Origin of the sequence: Mycobacterium sp. 1245852.3 (genome assembly GCF_001669335.1) — a bacterium.
Classification (GTDB): domain Bacteria; phylum Actinomycetota; class Actinomycetes; order Mycobacteriales; family Mycobacteriaceae; genus Mycobacterium; species Mycobacterium europaeum_A.
Map to the genome: position 1 here is coordinate 22,616 of NZ_LZLL01000427.1, position 17,234 is coordinate 39,849.

13 protein-coding genes are annotated in these 17,234 nt (G+C 68.3%); 4 read left to right on the forward strand and 9 right to left on the reverse strand.

Annotated features, from left to right (window positions below; genetic code table 11):
- Positions 1–6: 6 nt before the first annotated feature.
- The 3 genes from A9W96_RS18975 to A9W96_RS18985 are packed head-to-tail and all read right to left on the reverse strand — an operon-like array spanning position 7 to position 3,906.
- On the reverse strand, positions 7–1,365 hold the full coding sequence (locus A9W96_RS18975) for an amino acid permease (RefSeq protein WP_067142052.1): 1,359 nt from the start codon (positions 1,363–1,365) through the stop codon (positions 7–9).
- Between the two features lie 42 nt (positions 1,366–1,407).
- Positions 1,408–2,754 (reverse strand): MFS transporter, encoded by a 1,347-nt coding sequence (locus tag A9W96_RS18980; RefSeq protein WP_067142054.1) that lies wholly within the window; start codon positions 2,752–2,754, stop codon positions 1,408–1,410.
- Positions 2,755–2,760: 6 nt separating this feature from the next.
- Positions 2,761–3,906, reverse strand: coding sequence for an LLM class flavin-dependent oxidoreductase (locus A9W96_RS18985; RefSeq protein WP_066868594.1), 1,146 nt, complete (start codon positions 3,904–3,906; stop codon positions 2,761–2,763).
- A 446-nt stretch (positions 3,907–4,352) separates the two neighbouring features.
- Here A9W96_RS18985 and A9W96_RS18990 point away from each other — a divergent pair, with 446 nt between their 5' ends.
- From A9W96_RS18990 to A9W96_RS19000, 3 genes are all read left to right on the forward strand, one after another.
- Entirely contained in the window at positions 4,353–5,216 is an 864-nt protein-coding gene (locus A9W96_RS18990) for an esterase family protein (RefSeq protein ID WP_197499568.1), read from the forward strand.
- Positions 5,217–5,267: 51 nt separating this feature from the next.
- Positions 5,268–7,391, forward strand: coding sequence for an acyltransferase family protein (locus A9W96_RS18995; RefSeq protein WP_082972474.1), 2,124 nt, complete (start codon positions 5,268–5,270; stop codon positions 7,389–7,391).
- 279 nt (positions 7,392–7,670) lie between these two features.
- Entirely contained in the window at positions 7,671–10,988 is a 3,318-nt protein-coding gene (locus tag A9W96_RS19000) for a LuxR C-terminal-related transcriptional regulator (protein ID WP_067142073.1), read from the forward strand.
- A 1-nt stretch (position 10,989) separates the two neighbouring features.
- Here A9W96_RS19000 and A9W96_RS19005 read toward each other — a convergent pair whose 3' ends face one another.
- Complete coding sequence (locus A9W96_RS19005) at positions 10,990–11,676, reverse strand: GDSL lipase (RefSeq protein ID WP_066868600.1); 687 nt, start codon at positions 11,674–11,676, stop codon at positions 10,990–10,992.
- Between the two features lie 90 nt (positions 11,677–11,766).
- Positions 11,767–13,002: an acyltransferase gene (locus A9W96_RS19010; RefSeq protein WP_067142060.1), complete on the reverse strand. Its 1,236-nt coding sequence runs from the start codon at positions 13,000–13,002 to the stop codon at positions 11,767–11,769.
- A 366-nt stretch (positions 13,003–13,368) separates the two neighbouring features.
- Here A9W96_RS19010 and A9W96_RS19015 point away from each other — a divergent pair, with 366 nt between their 5' ends.
- The gene (locus A9W96_RS19015; RefSeq protein ID WP_066881512.1) at positions 13,369–13,809 is read left to right on the forward strand and encodes an STAS domain-containing protein; all 441 of its coding nucleotides are present in this window, start codon (positions 13,369–13,371) and stop codon (positions 13,807–13,809) included.
- Here the strand turns inward: A9W96_RS19015 and A9W96_RS19020 are convergent.
- The 4 genes from A9W96_RS19020 to A9W96_RS19035 all read right to left on the reverse strand — a co-directional run.
- Positions 13,793–14,053 carry a hypothetical protein gene (locus A9W96_RS19020; protein WP_066881510.1) on the reverse strand — a complete coding sequence of 87 codons (261 nt, stop codon included), beginning with the start codon at positions 14,051–14,053 and terminating at the stop codon, positions 13,793–13,795. The two genes, A9W96_RS19015 and A9W96_RS19020, sit on opposite strands and share 17 nt — an antisense overlap.
- Positions 14,050–14,601, reverse strand: coding sequence for a DUF3093 family protein (locus A9W96_RS19025; RefSeq protein ID WP_066868617.1), 552 nt, complete (start codon positions 14,599–14,601; stop codon positions 14,050–14,052). Before A9W96_RS19025 ends, A9W96_RS19020 begins: the two co-directional genes overlap by 4 nt.
- A 13-nt stretch (positions 14,602–14,614) precedes the next feature.
- The gene (gene hemB, locus A9W96_RS19030; protein WP_082972476.1) at positions 14,615–15,598 is read right to left on the reverse strand and encodes a porphobilinogen synthase; all 984 of its coding nucleotides are present in this window, start codon (positions 15,596–15,598) and stop codon (positions 14,615–14,617) included.
- A 52-nt stretch (positions 15,599–15,650) separates the two neighbouring features.
- Positions 15,651–17,234: uroporphyrinogen-III synthase (locus A9W96_RS19035; protein ID WP_082972480.1), on the reverse strand; the 1,584-nt coding region annotated here is incomplete at its 5' end.

A 17,234-nucleotide genomic window follows, 5' to 3' on the forward strand; every position in this document is an offset into this window, starting at 1 on the left:
AAAGACCTACTCCCCCGAAGACACCCGGATGCGGCCGCGGGAGCGGGCGAGGAAATACAGCCCGATCACCACCGCCCAGGACAGCAGGCTCAGCCAGAGCTGGCTGCGCGCCGTGCGGTCGAACGCCATTTGCACCAGCACGACGGTGATTGCGGCCAGCGTGAGAATTGACAGCACCGGGTAGCACCACATTTTCACCGTCAGCTTCTCGGCGGGTGTGCGGCGGCGCAGGATGATCTGCGAGCACGCGATCAGCCAGTAGACGAACAGGATGATGGCGCCCGACGAGTTGAGCAGGAACAAAAACACCGTGTTGGGCGCGACCCGCGCCATGATCACGCATCCGAATCCGACCGCCGACGAGCACAGGATCGCCATGTGGGGGACGCCGCGTCCGCTCAGCCTGACCAACCGCGTCGGCGCCTCGCCCCGCTCGGCGAGCACGAACAACATGCGCGACGCGGTGTAGAGACCGGAGTTCAGGCAGGACAGCACCGCGGTCAGCACCACCGCGTTCATCACCTGATCGGCGCCGCTTAACCCCATGTGTTTGAGCGCGGCCACGTACGGAGAGGCGCCGAGTTCCACGGAGTCCCAGGGCAACAGCACCACGAGCAGGAAGACCGAACCGACGAAGAAGATCCCGATGCGGGCCACCACCGAGCGGGTCGCCTTTTGCACCGCGAGCTCGGGGTCGCGGCTTTCCGCGGCGGCGACGGTGACGATCTCGGCGCCCACCATGGAGAAGATCACCACCACGATGGCGGCGAACACCGCACCCACGCCGTGGGGAAAGAACCCGCCGTGCGATCCCAGATTGGCCAGACCACCGTGATGGCCCGGCACCAGTCCTGCGACATACACCGTTCCCACCACGAGGAAGATCACGATGGTCGCGACTTTGATTCCGGCGAACCAGAATTCGAATTCACCGAACGACGACACCGAGAACAGGTTGGTCGCCGTCATCAACACCATCAGGCACAGCGACAGCAGCCATAGCGGTGCGTGGAACCAGTAGTTGAGCACCTTGCCGCCGGCGACCGCCTCGAAACCCACCACGATCACCCAGAAGTACCAATACAGCCACGCGACCGAGAAGCCCGCCCAGCCGCCCAGGGCCTTGGCCGCGTAGTCGGCGAACGATCCGGTCGAGGGGTTCGCGGCCGCCATCTCACCGAGCATCCGCATCACCAACACGATGAGCACACCGCAAAGCGCGTAGGTGAGAAACGCGGCAGGACCGGTGTTTTTGATCACCACCCCGGACCCGACGAACAGGCCGGCGCCGATCACGCCGCCGAGCGCGATCATGCTGAGCTGCCGCTGCGACAGCCCTTGGCGCAGTTGCGGATTGCTGGCCATGCCCGGACGCTAGCGGGCTTTGCGGCCCGCAGCAACAACGACTTACAGGTACAGGTCGCGATCGCGGATCAGGGCCGTGGCGATCACGCTGATCACCGCGGTGGCAACCAGATACCCGCAGGCCAGCCATGGCGCGCCACCGACGGCCGCGATGAGCGAGGTGAGAATCATCGGCGTCACCCCGGACGCGTACACGCCCGAGAACTGGTAGACGAACGACAAACCGGTGTAGCGGGTGCCGGTTGGATACAGCGACGAATACAAGGTGCCCTGGGCGCCGTAGAACAGCGCGTGCACGACACCGAACACGAGGACCATCGCCAGCCCGAACCAGACCAGGTTCCTGGTGCCGAACAAGGCGAACGCCGGAAAGGCCGCCAGACCGTAGAGGGCCACCCCGACCAGGTACACCCGTCGGGCACCGTACCGGTCGGTCAACGCGCCCGAGACGGGCAGCAGCACCGCCATCAGCAGGGCGGCGATGGTCACCACCACCAGCACCGAGACCTTGTTGAAGCCCAGGGCGCCGGTGGCGTAACTGATCGCAAAAACGCCCCAGGTGTTGAAGGCCGAACCTTCCGCCCAGCGAGACAGCAGCCCCAGCAAGGTGTTTCGCCGGGACCGGGGTTCGCGGACGATGTCGCGGATGGGCGCGGTCGACGCGGCCTCGAGCTCGCCCAGCTCACGAAAGGCCGGGGTCTCTTCGACTCGCAGCCGCACCACCACGCCGATCGAAACCAGCAGCACGCTCAGCAGGAAGCCGATGCGCCAGCCGTAGGACAGAAACCGCGTCTGGCCCAAGGCGACCTGCAGGAAGGCGAACACGCCGGTGCCCAGGGCCAGACCCAGGGCCAGCCCCACCTGCGGGATCGCGCCGTAGCGGCCGCGCCGGTCGCCGGGGCTGTGTTCGACGGCCAGCAGCACGGCCCCGCCCCACTCACCGCCGAGTGCGAAACCCTGCAGCACCCGCAGTGCCAGCAGCAGCACCGGCGCCCACGCGCCGATCTGGGCGGCCGTGGGCAATGCCCCGATCAGTGCCGTCGCGCCGCCCATGATCAGCATGGTCAACGCCAGGCTGCGCTTGCGGCCGATGCGATCGCCGATGTGGCCGAACACCAGCCCGCCGATGGGCCGCATGACGAACCCGACGGCGAAGGTCGCGAACGCCAAAAGCGTTCCCACCAAGGAACTCTCGTTGGGAAAGAACACCTTGTTGAACACCAGGCCCGCCGCGGTGGCGTACAGGAAGAAGTCGTACCACTCGACCGTGGTGCCCAGCAGGCTCGCCGCGACCACGATGCGCAGCCGCCGGCGCCGCTGCGCGGCGGATTCGTCTACCGTGTCGGGAGCCCGGCCGGCGGGTGCGGACGCGGGCAGGGTGGCTGCCATGACCCCTTAGTGCGCCGAGGCGACCGCGAACGGCGTACCCGCGGCCGGATGGGACTGGCGGTTGGGGTGGCGCCACAACCCCATCCGCTCCAGGATCGGCAGCACGCCCTCGCCGAACCAGTAGGCCTCTTCCAGATGCGGATATCCCGACAAGATGAAGTGGGAGATGCCCAGTTTGGCGTATTCGGCCAGCCGCTCGGCGACCTCGGCGTGCGAGCCGACCAGCGCGGTGCCCGCTCCCCCGCGGACCAGGCCCACCCCGGCCCACAGGTTGGGCGCGACCAGCAACTTGCTGCTGTCGCCGCCGTGCAGGTCCAGCATGCGGCGCTGGCCCTCGGATTCGCTGCGCGCCAGGCTGCTCTGCACCCGCTCGATGTCGGCGGGATCGATCGCGGACAGCAACCGATCGGCCTCCGCCCAGGCCTCGGCGGAGGTATCACGGCTGATCACGTGAATCCGCAAGCCGTACTGCAGGATTCGGCCGGCGTCGACGGCCAGCCCGCGGATCCAGTCCAGCTTCTTGGCGACCGCGGTCAGCGGTTCGCCCCAGGTGAGGTACACGTCGGTGTGCTTGGCCGCCACCGGTCCGGCCGATGCCGACGATCCACCGAAGAACACCGCCGGTATCGGGTCGGGCGGGTTGTTAAGTTGGGCACCCTCGACCTGAATGTGCTCCCCGGCGAAGGTCACCGGCTCGTTCGAGGTCCACAGCTGCCGCACCACGTGCAAGAACTCGGCGGTGCGGGCATACCGCGCCTCCTTGTCCAGGAAGTCGCCATAGGCGCGCTGCTCGTGCGGTTCACCGCCGGTGACGACATTGAGCAGCAGCCGTCCGTCCGAGTGCCGCTGGAACGTCCCGGCCATCTGGGCGGCCAGGGTGGGACTGAGCATGCCGGGACGGAACGCGACCAGGAACTTCAGGGTCTCGGTCGATTCGACCAGCATCGCCGTCGTCAACCACGCGTCCTCACACCACAATCCCGTCGGCGTGAGGACCGCCTCGAAACCGTTGTCTTCGGCGGCCGTACAAATCTGGTGCAGGTACTTCAGTGTCGCGGGCCGATTGCCCGACATCGGCGTGCCGTGCCCGCCCGCGACCAGATTCCGCGAATCGCCGTAGGTCGGCAGAAACCAATGAAACGCGAGACTCAATTCACAATCCTCTTTCGCTCCGCTGTGGGCCCTGTGCAGCAACCGTCCATCCTGCTGAAGTCACCGCCGAGGGGCGAGGGTTGAAACCTGCGAGATTGCATCCCCGTCCGGGCGCCGCCGCCACCACGGCAACCCGCGGCGGCGAGCGCCGAGCGGGGACGTCCGGGCGCCGGACGGGCGGCACCCGCGCACCGCATCTGCGCTGTCCCGGAAGGCAATACGATCGCAATGATTCGGGCGGCGGCATCCGGCGATAACGGCGCTACGATGACTACGATCTTCCGCGCGATGCCGCAACCCGGCGCCACCATCGCCCTGGCCGGTGACTGCCCGACGCGGGAAAAGATCACCGCTGCGTGACCGAATGGTCACACCGGGTCACACAATGCTTCCAATACGGCGTGGCTCGGCGGGTAATCCCCGGTCAGCGCGGCATTATTGCGATCATGCCTGACCTCACACGCCGAGCGGTGCTCCGGATGGGCGCCGGTGGCACCCTCGGAGCCGCCGGCGTGCTCGCATTCAGCTCCCTGCTGGCTCCCGGAACGTCGCACGCCGCGACGTTGCCGCAGGCTCCCGCGCCGTTCGAGCCGCCGACGGCGGGCAAGACCCTACCGACCAAGCTGACCGGTTCGTTCGTCTCGGCGGCCCGTGGGGGCATCAAGACCAATTACGTGATCGCGGTGCCGCCGGGGCAGACCGGGATGCTGCGCCCGGTGATCGCCCTGCACGGCGTGGACGGGGATGCGAACCAGATGCTCGACATGGGCGTCCCGGACGGGCTGGCCCAGCTGGTCAAGGAGGGCAAGCCGCCGTTCGCGGTGGTCGGCGTCGACGGCGGCAACACCTATTGGCATAAAAGGACTTCCGGTGAGGACTCCGGCGCCATGGTGCTCGACGAGCTGCTGCCGATGCTCTCGACGATGGGTTTCGACACCTCCCGGGTCGGCTTCATGGGGTGGTCAATGGGTGGCTACGGGGCGCTTCGCCTGGGCGCCAAGCTCGGCCCGTCGCGCACCGCCGGCATCTGCGCAATCAGCCCGGCGCTGTACACCTCCTATGCGACCAGCGCCCCCGGGGCGTTCGACAGCAACGACGACTTCGTGCAGAACAGCGTGCTCGGCCTGCCGGCACTGAATTCGATTCCGCTGCGCGTGGACTGCGGCAACTTCGACCGCTTCTACTTCGCCACAAAGCAATTCGTCTACCAGTTGAAAACCCAACCGGCGGGCAGCTTCTCGCTGGGCGGCCATGACATCGCCTACTGGCGAAGCCAACTGCCCGGCGAGCTGGCTTGGATGGCGACCTAGCCCACGCAGATGACACTTCGGGAGCAATCGGTCGCCAGCAGCCCACAACAGGTGGAGCGGCGGACCGCCCGAAGGGGATTCCGGCCCGACATCGAGGGACTGCGCGCCGTCGCGGTGATCGCCGTCGTGCTCTACCACGCCGGCATCCCCGGAATCACCGGCGGCTACATCGGTGTGGACGTCTTCTTCGTCATCTCCGGGTTCCTCATCACCGGGCTGCTGTTTCGCGAGGCGAGCACCACGAATACCGTTGCGCTGGGCCGGTTTTACGGTGCGCGCGCCCGACGGCTGCTGCCGGCCGCGGCCATCGTCGGCACCATCACGGCGATCGGTGCCGCCGCGGTGCTGCCGCCGCTGCAGGCGCGCAGCGTGTTCCTCGACGGCATCGCCAGCGCCCTGTACGTCGGCAACTACCGGTTCGCGCTGCGCGGCACCGACTACCTGACCACCGACGCGCCGTCACCGTTTCAGCACTACTGGTCGCTGGGGGTGGAGGAGCAGTTCTACCTGGTGTGGCCGCTGCTCATCATCGCCACGGCCTGGTTGCTGCGGCGCATCCCGCGGCTGCGCGGTGACGCGACGCGCGCGACACCGTACGCGGTGATCCTCGCGACGGTGGCCGCGGCGTCGTTGACCGCAGGCGCGGTGTGGACCCGCACCTCGCCGTCGTGGGCGTTCTTCTCGCTGCCCACCCGCGCCTGGGAGCTGGCGGCCGGCGGCCTGGTGGCCCTGTCGATCCAGCAGTGGCGCCGGCTGTCGCTGCGAACGGCGTCGATCGTCGGGTGGGGCGGTCTGGCGTTGATCCTGCTGACCTGCACCCAACTCAACTCCCACACGCCTTATCCCGGCACCGAGGCGCTGCTGCCGGTGCTGGGCACCGCGCTGATCATCGGCGGCGGCGCCGTCACCGGGGGGCTCGGGCCCGGCCGCCTGCTATGCCGCCCGGCGATGCGCGCGATCGGCCGGATCTCCTACTCCTGGTACCTGTGGCACTGGCCGGTGCTGCTGCTGATGCCGGCGCTGCTCGGTGAGCCCGCGGGGCTGCCGGCCCGGCTGAGCGCGACGGCCGTGTCGGCCGGGCTCGCCGTCATCACCCTTCATTTGGTCGAGAATCCCGGCCGCTTCGCCGCCGCGCTGCGCCGCTCGGCGAAAGTCAGCCTGGTGGTGGCGGGCGGCGCGAGTGCCGCCACCGCGTGCGCATGCATGCTGCTGCTCAACGTGATACCGGCACCGGTGGGGCACGGGGTCGCCGCTCCCCGCGCCAACATCATTGCGACGCCCCCGTCCAGCGTCCCCGCCGTCAGCGCGCAGGAAGCGGCGGTTCGTCAGGCGTTCGACCAGGCCCGCGCGGCGCTCGCCGCGGCCGTCGGCCTGCGAGCCGTCCCGTCGAACCTGGACCCGCCGCTGGCCAAGGCGCCCGCCGACAAGGCCGCGGTGTTCGTCAACGGTTGCGTGCGCTCCTGGCGCGACGTCGGACAAAGCGAGTGCGCGACCGGCGACACCGCCTCGCCGACCACCGTCGCCCTGATCGGCGACTCGCACGCCGCCATGTGGAATCCCGCGTTCGAGCAGCTCGCCGAACAACGGCACTGGCGGCTGGAGACGCTGGCCAAGGTGACCTGCCCGCTGCAGGACCTGCGCATCGTGAGCCCGTACCTGGGCCGCGAGTACACCGAATGCGAACAGTGGCGCACCCAGATCATGAGCCGGATGAGGGCCGAACACCCGCGCCTGATCGTGCTGGACATGAGCCGGCGCTACGGCGGGGACTTCGGCTTCGCCTCCTACGACCCGGCCTGGATCGACACCCTCGGACGCACCGTGGCGCAGCTGCGCGACACCGGCGCGACCGTCCTGGTGCTCGGGCCCGCACCCGACCCGCATTCGTCGGCGCCGACCTGCCTGTCCGCCCACCTCGACGACGTAAACGCCTGCACGCCAACGAAGGCCGCGGCGGTGGACGGCGACGGGATCGCCGCCGAGCAGGCGGTGACGGCCCGCAGCGGCGGCCACTACGCCGACCTGACCGACATGTTCTGCACCCCTGACCGCTGCCCGATCGTCGTCGGCAACACGCTGGTCTTCCGCGACGACAACCATGTGACAACCGAGTACGCGCAGTTGGTGGCACCGCTTATGGGTGCGCTCGCGGACCGCGCCCTGACGAACGGGTGAACGGCAATGAACTTCTCATGGTCGACCGACGTCAGATCAGTGAAGGGTTTTTGGAGGTCTTAGGGTCATGTCTCCGCTGTTGCTGGTCTGCATCGCACTAGCCGCGCCCTTCGCCGGAATCGGCTTCCTGCACGTGCAGGACCGCCTGGAGCGCTGGGACTACGAGCGGCACGCCGACGACTGATTCGCCCCTTAGCAAAGGACCATTCTCGGTAGATCCGCATGGTCGCGGCCGCGGTGTACGCGATTGTGCTGATGTTTTCCCCGCGCGGCGCCCGCATGCTGGCTAACATGATCAGGATTGATCCGCCGGCGGACATGCCGCTGCTGAATTGGAGCGAGCAGAGCGTGAGCGAGCTGCCCACTGGAACGGTGACGCTGCTGCTCGCCGACGTCGAAGGCTCGACGCGGCTGTGGGAAACCCAGTCCGACACCATGACGACCGCGCTCGAGCAGCTCAACCGGACGGTCAACGAGCTGGTGGCCAGCTACGGCGGCGTGCGGCCGGTCGAACAGGGCGAGGGCGACAGTTTCGTGCTGGCGTTCGCGCGGGCCAGCGACGCGGTCGCCTGCGCGCTGCAGATTCAGCTAACGGTGCAGCCGCCGATCCGGATCCGCCTGGGGCTGCACACCGGTGAGATTCAGCTGCGCGACGCCGGTAACTACGCGGGAAGCACCATCAACCGGACCGCACGCCTGCGCGACCTCGCCCACGGCGGCCAGACCGTGCTGTCCGGCGCGACCGAACCGTTGGTGATCGACCGGTTGCCCGCCGATGCGTGGCTGACGGACCTGGGCGAGCACGCGCTGCGGGATCTACCCCGACCGGAACGGGTCTTCCAACTCAGCCACCCCGGTTTGCGCAATGACTTCCCGCCGCTGCGCACAGCGAATGACGTTGTGGGAAACCGGCTTCCGAGCCAGTTGACCAGCTTCGTCGGCCGCGGCGCCCAAATCGACGACATCGCACAGATTTTGAAGGAAAACCGGTTGGTGACCCTGACCGGGGCGGGCGGCGTCGGCAAGACTCGGTTGGCGGTGCAGGTCGCCGACCAGATCGGCGCCGGGTTCTCCGGCGGGGCGTGGTTCATCGACCTTGCCCCGGTGACCAATCCGTTGGTGGTCCCCGTCACCGTGGCACGCACGTTGGGTCTTCCCGACCAGCCGGGCCGCTCCACGATGGAGACCCTGTCCCGCTACGTCGCCAACCGAAAGATGTTGCTGATTCTGGACAATTGCGAGCACCTGCTGGACGCCAGCGCGGCGCTGGTGGTGGCGTTGCTGGAGGCGGGACCCGAGGTCACCGTGCTGGCGACCAGCCGCGAGCCGATCGGCATCGTGGGCGAGCTGACCTGGCGGGTGCCGTCGCTGTCGGTGGACGGTGAGGCCGTCGAACTGTTCGTCGACCGCGCCCGCCGTACCCGTCCGGATTTCGTTCTTTCCGAGGCTAATTCGTCCGCGATTGCCGAGATCTGCCGTCGCCTCGACGGCATGCCGCTGGCGATAGAGCTCGCCGCGGCCCGGACCCGCACGCTGTCGCTCAGCCAGATCGTCGACGGCTTGCATCACAACTTCCGCCTGCTCGCCGGAGGTGCGCGCACCGCGGTTCGCCGTCAGCAGACGCTGCGCGCGTCCATCGACTGGTCGCACGCCATGCTCACCGAACCGGAACGCGTCCTGTTCCGCCGGCTGGCGGTGTTCATGGGCGGTTTCGACCTGGACGCCGCGCACGCCGTGGGCGCCGACACCGATGCCGAGCACTTCCAGCTGATCGATCTGCTCGGGCTGCTCGTCGACAAGTCACTGGTCGTGACCGACGAAATCGACGGCATCATGCGCTACCGCCTGCTGGAGACCGTCCGCCAGTACGGTCTGGAGAAACTTGCCGAGTCGGGCGAGGCCGAGGTGGTGCGGACCCGGCACCGCGACCACTACACCGCCACCGCGGTGACGCTGGAATCGCAGATTCGCGGCGACGGAACGCCATTGGTGCCGTGGGCCGAACTCGAAATGGACAACCTGCGGGCGGCACACGCGTGGAGTTGCGACGCGGGCGAATTCGGGCTCGCGCTGCAGGTCGTCTCGTCGCTGCAGCGAGTTTGGGTGACGCGCGGGCGATTTCGGGAGGGTGTGGCCGGGTTCGACGCGGTCTTCACCGACGAGCGTTATAGCGATGACGCTGTCGCCCCGGAGATCTGGGTACACGCGGTGGCCGATGCCAACCTGCTGGCGGTCTGGCACTCCGTCCCGACCAGCCCGCAGCGGGCAGAGGAAGCGTTGGCCGCTGCCCGTCAAGTGGGCGACCACGCACTGTTGGTGAGCATCCTGCTGGCCTGCGCCGTACTGGCGATGAACGAAGCCGCGCTGGCGGAGCCGTATTTCGCCGAGGCGGCTGAGCTGGCCCGCGCCGCGGGTGACGACGCCGCGCTTTACCACGTGCGTTGCTATCAATGCTTCGTCGGCAACGTCAGCGGTGATCCCGTCGCTTCGCAGGCCGCCGGCGAGGAAGGGCGTGCCCTCGCGGACCAGTTGGGCGACAGCTTCATGTCGCGCTACGGCCGGGTGTTTCTCACCGGCGCGTTAGCGATGCAGGGCAAGTTCGCCCAGGCGCTACGGGTATCGCGTGCGCTGGTCGAAGAAGCCCGGGCCGCACAGGATCTCGCGATGGAAACATTCGGCCTCATGACGCTGGCACAGGCGCTGACGTTCACTGGCGATGCCGCCGCGGGCCGCGCCGCGGCGCAAGTAGCCTTGGACAACGGTGCTGCCATGGGCGGTTTCCATGAGGACACCGCGTACGTGGCGCTGGCCAACGCCGAGTTGGCAAGCGGCGACGTCGCGGCGGCCAGGGATGCGTGTGAGGCGGCCTGGCAGTCGACCTCTCCGCTCAAGGAGCTGTTTGTGCGCAGCCTGGCGCCCATGACCGATGCGGCCTTGGGCTGTGGTGACCTCGTGGCCGCTCGCCGCTGGGCCGACGATGCCGTCGCCGTGGTTCCGGGAAGTCATCGGGTGATGGTGCTGACCGCGCGGGCGGCAGTCGCGGTCGCGCAAGGCGAACCGCAGCAGGCCGAACGCGATCTGTACGAGGCTTTGGAAACCGCCGAACGCACCGGCGGCTACCTGCAGCTGCCCGGCGCCCTCGAACGCCTCGCCGCCCTCGCCGCCGACACCAGCCCGGAGCACGCCGCCCGGCTGTTCGGTGCGGCCGAGGGCATCCGCCGCCGCCATGGCGAGGTACGGTTCCAGGTGTTTCAGGCCGCCTACGACGACTCGGTGACGCAAGCACGAGAAACACTGGGCGACAGCGCATTTGAATCGGCATGGTCCGAAGGCATGGCGCTATCCACCCAGGAGGCCATCAGCTACGCGCGGCGCGGCCGCGGTGCACGCGGACGCCCGGCCAGCGGATGGGAGTCCCTGACTCCCACCGAGCGCGACGTCATCCGGCTCGTCAGCCAAGGACTGCCCAACAAAGACGTCGCGGCGCGGCTGTTCATCTCTCCGCGCACCGTCCAGACCCATCTGACGCACGTGTACGCCAAACTCGCGGTGTCCTCGCGGGTTCAGCTGGCCCGGGAAGCCGCCCGCCACGCCTGAGTCAGGTCGACAGCTGGGTGCGAATCAGTGGAACGATCTTGTCCGCCATGTACTGGTGCCCCGCGTCGTTCGGATGAACGCCGTCCGCACCGATCAGGTCGGGCCGGCCGACGAACCAGTGTTCGGCGATCGGGTCGATGAAGGTTGCCCCCGCCGCCCCAGCCGCGCCGCCGAGAATGTCGCGGATCACAAACATCGAAGGCGGCACGTCGGCGGTCGGCCACGGCGGTCCGATCACCAGCAGCCGCGCCGCCGGCGCCAACCGGCGCGCCAGATCCAAAGCGGCGTGGGTTTTTTCGGTCAGATACCCGGGATCGACCCCTTGGTCGTTGCGGGACCCGAAGAACACCACCAGCGCGTCGTCGGGCTGCACCGCCTTGGGCGTCAGATCCTCGAAGATGCTGCCGTGGTCGCCGGGGGTGCCATAACCGGCCCTGCCTTCCGCCGCCACGCTGCCCGAGATCCGCGAACCGCGTGACCCGAGCACCTGGAAGGCGCGCGACGTCCAGGATCTGGAACCCAGACCGCCCTCATCGGTTCCGGTGGTATACGAGTCCCCTACCACCGCCACATGATTCAGCCGGAAGTCGAGCGTCAGTGTCTCGTAGGTGCGCACCTGCACCGGGTATGCGATGCCTACGCCCGCCAGAAAACTCAACCCAATGAGAAAGGTGGCCAGACGACTCACTCTCACCTCCACTGTCAACGGCATCGTCGGGTGCCGCCGCGTCCTCATCAAGTATTCCCCGTGAGTCGCGGCCGGCCGCTGAGGCGGCCATCACACCGCGCGGGCCGAAACCGCTTCCAGCGGACGGTCGATCGGATGCAGCTTACTGTTTGGCTCGCCGGGATCGCTTCTCGCGTTGACGACCCTGACATCGACCATCTTGCGCATCCAGCGGCGGGCGGGCTCTTCGACGCCGTGATACAGCAGCACCGAGGCGCCCAGGGCGATCGCGAGCAGGCCGATGATGTTCCACTTCCACGGGTTATCCAGGGTCGGCAGCTCGAATTGCTCCACGGCCCATCCCCAGGAGGTGTGCACCAGCTCGTGCACCATGTACAGGCAGAACGAGATCTTGCCGCCGTACACCATCACTCGGGTCGACAGCACCCGCGGCAGGCTGCCCAGCCCCACCGCCAGCGAAATCACCAGCGGAACGAACAACACGTCGACGACGCCACCGCTGTCGTTCTCCACGACTCCCGATATCGGGTGCGCGCCAAACCAATACAGCACGCCCACCATGGCGGCCAGCAGCAGCAGGGACACGTATCCGGCGACGCGGCGGCCGCGATGGGTCAGGCGCAGCCTGCGCACCGCGGCGCAGGCCAGCGCGCCGGCGGTGAACTGGGTGACGATTCGGGGCAGCCAGCTCCACGGGGTGTAGAAGTGGCCACTGGCGAGCAACATCAGCACCGGCGGCAGCGACGCCGCGAAGGCCAGGACCATCAAGCTGCGCGCCCTGGTCGCCTGTTTCATCCGCAACAGGACCAGCACCATGACGGCGAAGAGCACGTAAGCCAGCCATTCCGCGCTGATCGACCAGGCCGGCCCATCCCAACTCGAGTCGTCGAAGAACGGCACAAACCACAACTGCACCAACAGGATTTGGCGCACGTAGCTGATCGCCGTGAGCGACGCCGCGTCCGGCGACGGCACATGACCGACGTGCAGGGTGAAGATCACCCACAGGGCGGCCAGATGCAGGGTGACCAGATACACCGGCCATACCCGGGCCAGCCGCAGCCACAGGAAATGCAGGGTCGCGCGGGTCGACCAGGACCGGCCCATGCGGTCGAGATAGTTGTAGGTCAGCACGAACCCGCTGAGGATGAAGAACAGGTCGACACCCTGGGCGCCGCAGTTGAGCACCGGGGCAAGGGCGTCGCGGAAATCGGACGAGACGTCGCCGAGCATCGGCCGGAAGTGGAACAGCACCACCCAGAGCGCGGCGACAATGCGGAGCCCCGTCAGGGCCGTGATCTCGCCCCTGATCTCTCCGCCCCGCACGCTGCTCTTCCCGTCCGAATCGTGGCCGTTCCGTTTCGCGCTACTTCGGCCGAGCGGGAAATCTCGCCTTTTCACAAGCCCCCCGACTAGAACCGGCAGCCTTGGCAGCCTAGCAGCGCAATCGTCGGCACGGGTGGACGGTTGTGGTGTGGCAAACCGGGTTCCGGGGTAATCCATGGGCCCGATGACCCGCTGGGCGTTTGCTCAGCCCTCGGTCGCAATGGGGCCGCATTCGCTTCTTAGCAAAGCGTTAGACACGGCTTCCGATCCCCTTAGGCTTGCGGCCTAACGTTTGAATCACACTTTGGTGAGCGTGGCGGCGCCCTCCGAAGACCGCGCGAGCGCCACGGAGAGTGAGGGGTCTGCATGACGATCGCAGGCAACCAGACCGGCCACGACAACTGCGTATTTGACTGCGACGGCGCACAAGTCCGGGCGCACTACCGCCACCTGGCGACCGTGGTGCACATTCGCGGCGAAATCGACGACGAAAATGTCGACCGCCTCAGTGACCACATCGCGCGGTTCACGCTGGGAGAAAACCCCGTGGTGCTCGACGTGGCGGACGTCAGTGAATTTGCTGAGGCCGGCATCTCGCTGCTGTACGCGTTTGACGCCGATTGTCGCGCCGCCGGGGTGGACTGGACCCTCGTCGCCAGCTCAGCGGTGACCCAGGCGCTAGATGACACCGGTCATGACGCCAGCTTCCCGATCATGCGCTCGGTTCACGAGGCGCTGCAGGATCGGGCCGACGCCATCGTGCTGCGCCGCCGGATGGCGTTGCCGCTGGTCAGGAAGACGCCTTAGCGCGCGAGCGCAACCGGCGCAGCCTGGCACCTCCGACGACCGCCAGCACCCCGGCTGTGGTCAACAGCACCAGCGTGAGCAGCAGCAGCTGCGGGTCATAGATCACCGACGTGGTGGAGGGTTGACCGTCCGCGATCGGCGCCACCGACACGGTGTGATGCGAGTGCCACCAGGACAACCCCGAGCAGACGAACGCGGCGCCGGCCAGGCCGAGCTCGAGGATCGCGCGATAGCGGGAGTTCATTGCGCCGCCCCGGTGTCGTCGTCCCACTCCCGGTCGACGGCATCGGAGCGGGTCGGCTCCACCCGCTCCTGCACCAGTGGGGTCAGCGCGGCCCGCAGCTGACGATGCCGACGCGCCCAGGCCTGGGCGGTGCGGTCATTGGTGAGCTTGAGGCCGATGCCGACGCGTCCGCGCGGCACCCCGACCAGTTCGCCCAGGGCCCGGGCCGACTGCCAGCGCGCCAGGTCCTTCCCGGAGGCCTCGTGATTTTCGGGCTCGGGATACACCTTGACGATCTCGCGCACCAGAATCGTTTCGGTGCCCTGGCGCAGCGCGTCCTCGGTGAGCTCGACCGAGACGTGGATCCGGGCGGCCTTCACCTGTATCCCCAGGAACGCCGACACGAGCACCAGGAAGATCGCGGGGACCACCAGCGACACCGGGGCACCGCTCCAGATTTCGATCAGGATCATCGCCACCGCCGCGAGCGGGCCGCACGCCAACCACCACCAGCTCGCACCGGGTTCGTAGAACAACGGCTTGGGTGCGGTGTCGCCGCCGGTCGTCATCGCAAGCCCCATCTCACGAAAGCCACCCTGCCGCATCGGCGGCCCAATAGGTGAGAACGATATCGGCCCCGGCGCGCCGGATGCTGGTCAGCGACTCCAGCGCCGCGGCGCGCTCGTCGATCCAATTGTTCGCGGCGGCAGCGCAGATCATCGCGTACTCCCCCGACACCTGATAGGCGGCGACGGGAACGGGCGAGACATCCGCCGCGGCCGCGACCACGTCGAGATAACTCATCGCCGGTTTGATCATCACGATGTCGGCACCCTCGTCGAGATCGAGCGCGATCTCGCGCAGCGCCTCGCGGGCGTTGCCCGCCTCCTGCTGATAGGTGCGCCGGTCGCCGGACAGACTCGAGCTGACCGCCTCACGAAACGGGCCGTAGAACACCGAGGCGAATTTGGCGGCGTAGGCCAGGATCGCCACGTCGGTGAAGCCCGCGGCGTCCAACCCGTCGCGGATCGCGCCCACCTGTCCATCCATCATGCCGCTCGGCCCCACCACCTGAGCGCCCGATTCGGCTTGCGCCACAGCGAGTTCCACGTACCGGGCCACGGTGGCGTCGTTGTCGACCCGGCCCCGGCCGTCCAGGACGCCGCAGTGGCCGTGGTCGGTGAACTCATCCAAACAGGTGTCGGCCATCAGCACGGTGGCCTCGCCGAGGTCCTTGGCCAGGTCTCGCAGCGCAACGTTGAGGATCCCGTCGGCGTCGGTCCCGGCCGAACCGATCGAATCCTTGTCCTCGTCACGGGGCACGCCGAACAGCATCAACCCGCCCACCCTGGCGGCGACCGCGCTGGCGGCCGCGCTGCGCAACGAATCACGGGTGTGCTGTACCACGCCCGGCATGGACGTGATCGGCCGGGGTTCGTCGATGCCGTCGGCGACGAACATCGGCAGCACCAAATGCCTTGGCTCCAAGGAGGTTTGCGCCACCAGACGGCGCAAAGCCGGGGTGGTGCGAAGCCGACGCGGGCGCTGCCGCGGGTAGGCACTCATGCTCGTTGAGTGGCGACCCGCTGCGCGCGCTCCAGCGCGCTTGCGATCGCCACTAGCGCCTGCGGCTCTTTTTGCGCGGCGGCGGCAGCGCACCCTCGGCGCGCAACCGCGCGGCGTGTTCGGCCAGCGCGTCGACCAGCGGACCAACCGCGGCGGTCTCGGGCTGGACATCCACCCGCAGACCGAATTCGGCTGCGGTCTCTGCGGTTTTGGGACCGATGCAGGCGATGATCGTCCGGGCGTGCGGCTTGCCGGCGATGCCGACCAGGTTGCGCACCGTGGAGCTGGACGTGAAGCACACGGCGTCGAAGCCACCGGTCTTGATCATCTCTCGCGTCTCCGCCGGTGGCGGGGCGGCCCGCACCGTCCGGTAGGCGGTGACATCCTCGATCTCCCAACCACGTTCGCGCAGACCCTCGGCCAGCGTCTCGGTGGCGATGTCCGCACGCGGCAGCAGGACCCGGTTGACCGGGTCGAAAATGCTGTCGTAGGGCGGGAAGTCGTCGAGCAGGCCCAGCGAGGACTGCTCACCGGCCGGCACCAGCTCCGGGCTGATCCCGAACGCGCGCACCCGGTCGGCGGTCGATTCGCCCACACACGCGATCTTCACTCCGGAGAACGCGCGCGCGTCCAGACCGAACTCGCCGAACTTCTCCCACACCGCGCGCACCGCGTTGGTGGAGGTGAACACCACCCACTGGAAGCGGCCGTCGACCAATCCCTTGACGGCCCTTTCCATCTGAGCGGGGCTGCGCGGCGGCTCGACGGCAATGGTCGGCACCTCGATGGGCAGCGCGCCGTAGGACGTCAGGCGTTCGCTCATCTCGCCGGCCTGGTCCTTGGTGCGCGGCACCAGCACGGTCCAGCCGTACAGCGCGCGGCTCTCCCACCAGTTCAGCTTCGCCCGGCTGGCCACCGTCTTGCCGATGGTCACCACCAGCGGTCCGGTCAGTGGACCGGCGGGGTCGGTGCCGCCCAGCACCGCCGAGTCGGTCAGGCCGTGCAGCGTGGTCTCGATCGAACGCTGCTGGCAGGTGGTGCCGTGTGCGGTCACCACGCACGGGGTGTTCTCGGCGAGCTCGTGCTCGATCAGGGTGCGTGCCGCGTCGGCCAGATGCGACGACGTTGCCTGCAGGATCAGCGGACCGGGCGCGGCGGCCAGCGCCTCCCAATCCACTTGTGGGTCGCGCACGTCGGCCACGGTGTGCGACGAGCCCAGCGGCAGCCCCGCATACGTCGGCACGGCATCGCTGGGGGCCAGCCCCGGCACGATCTCGATGTGCAGGTGGCTGCGCGCGACGGCGTTCACCTCGGTGATGACCGCGTCGACCGTCAGCGGGTCGCCGGCCACCAGGCGCACCACGTCCACCCCCGTGCGGGCCTCGGTGGTCAGCGTCTTGGCCACCTCGGCGGGATCACCCAGGGCCGGGCGAATGTCGGGACCACCGGAGATCACCGCCGGCTGCATCTTGGTCGGCTCGGATCCGCCGTCGCCGGTGGAGGCGGCCGGCTCCGCCGGAGCCGGGCCGGAAACCGGCGGCAGGTCTTTGCCGATCAGGGCCAGCACCGGCTCAGGCACGTCGGGGTCGGTGAACACCAGGGCGGCGTTCGCCAGCACCGTGGCGGCCCGGGCCGG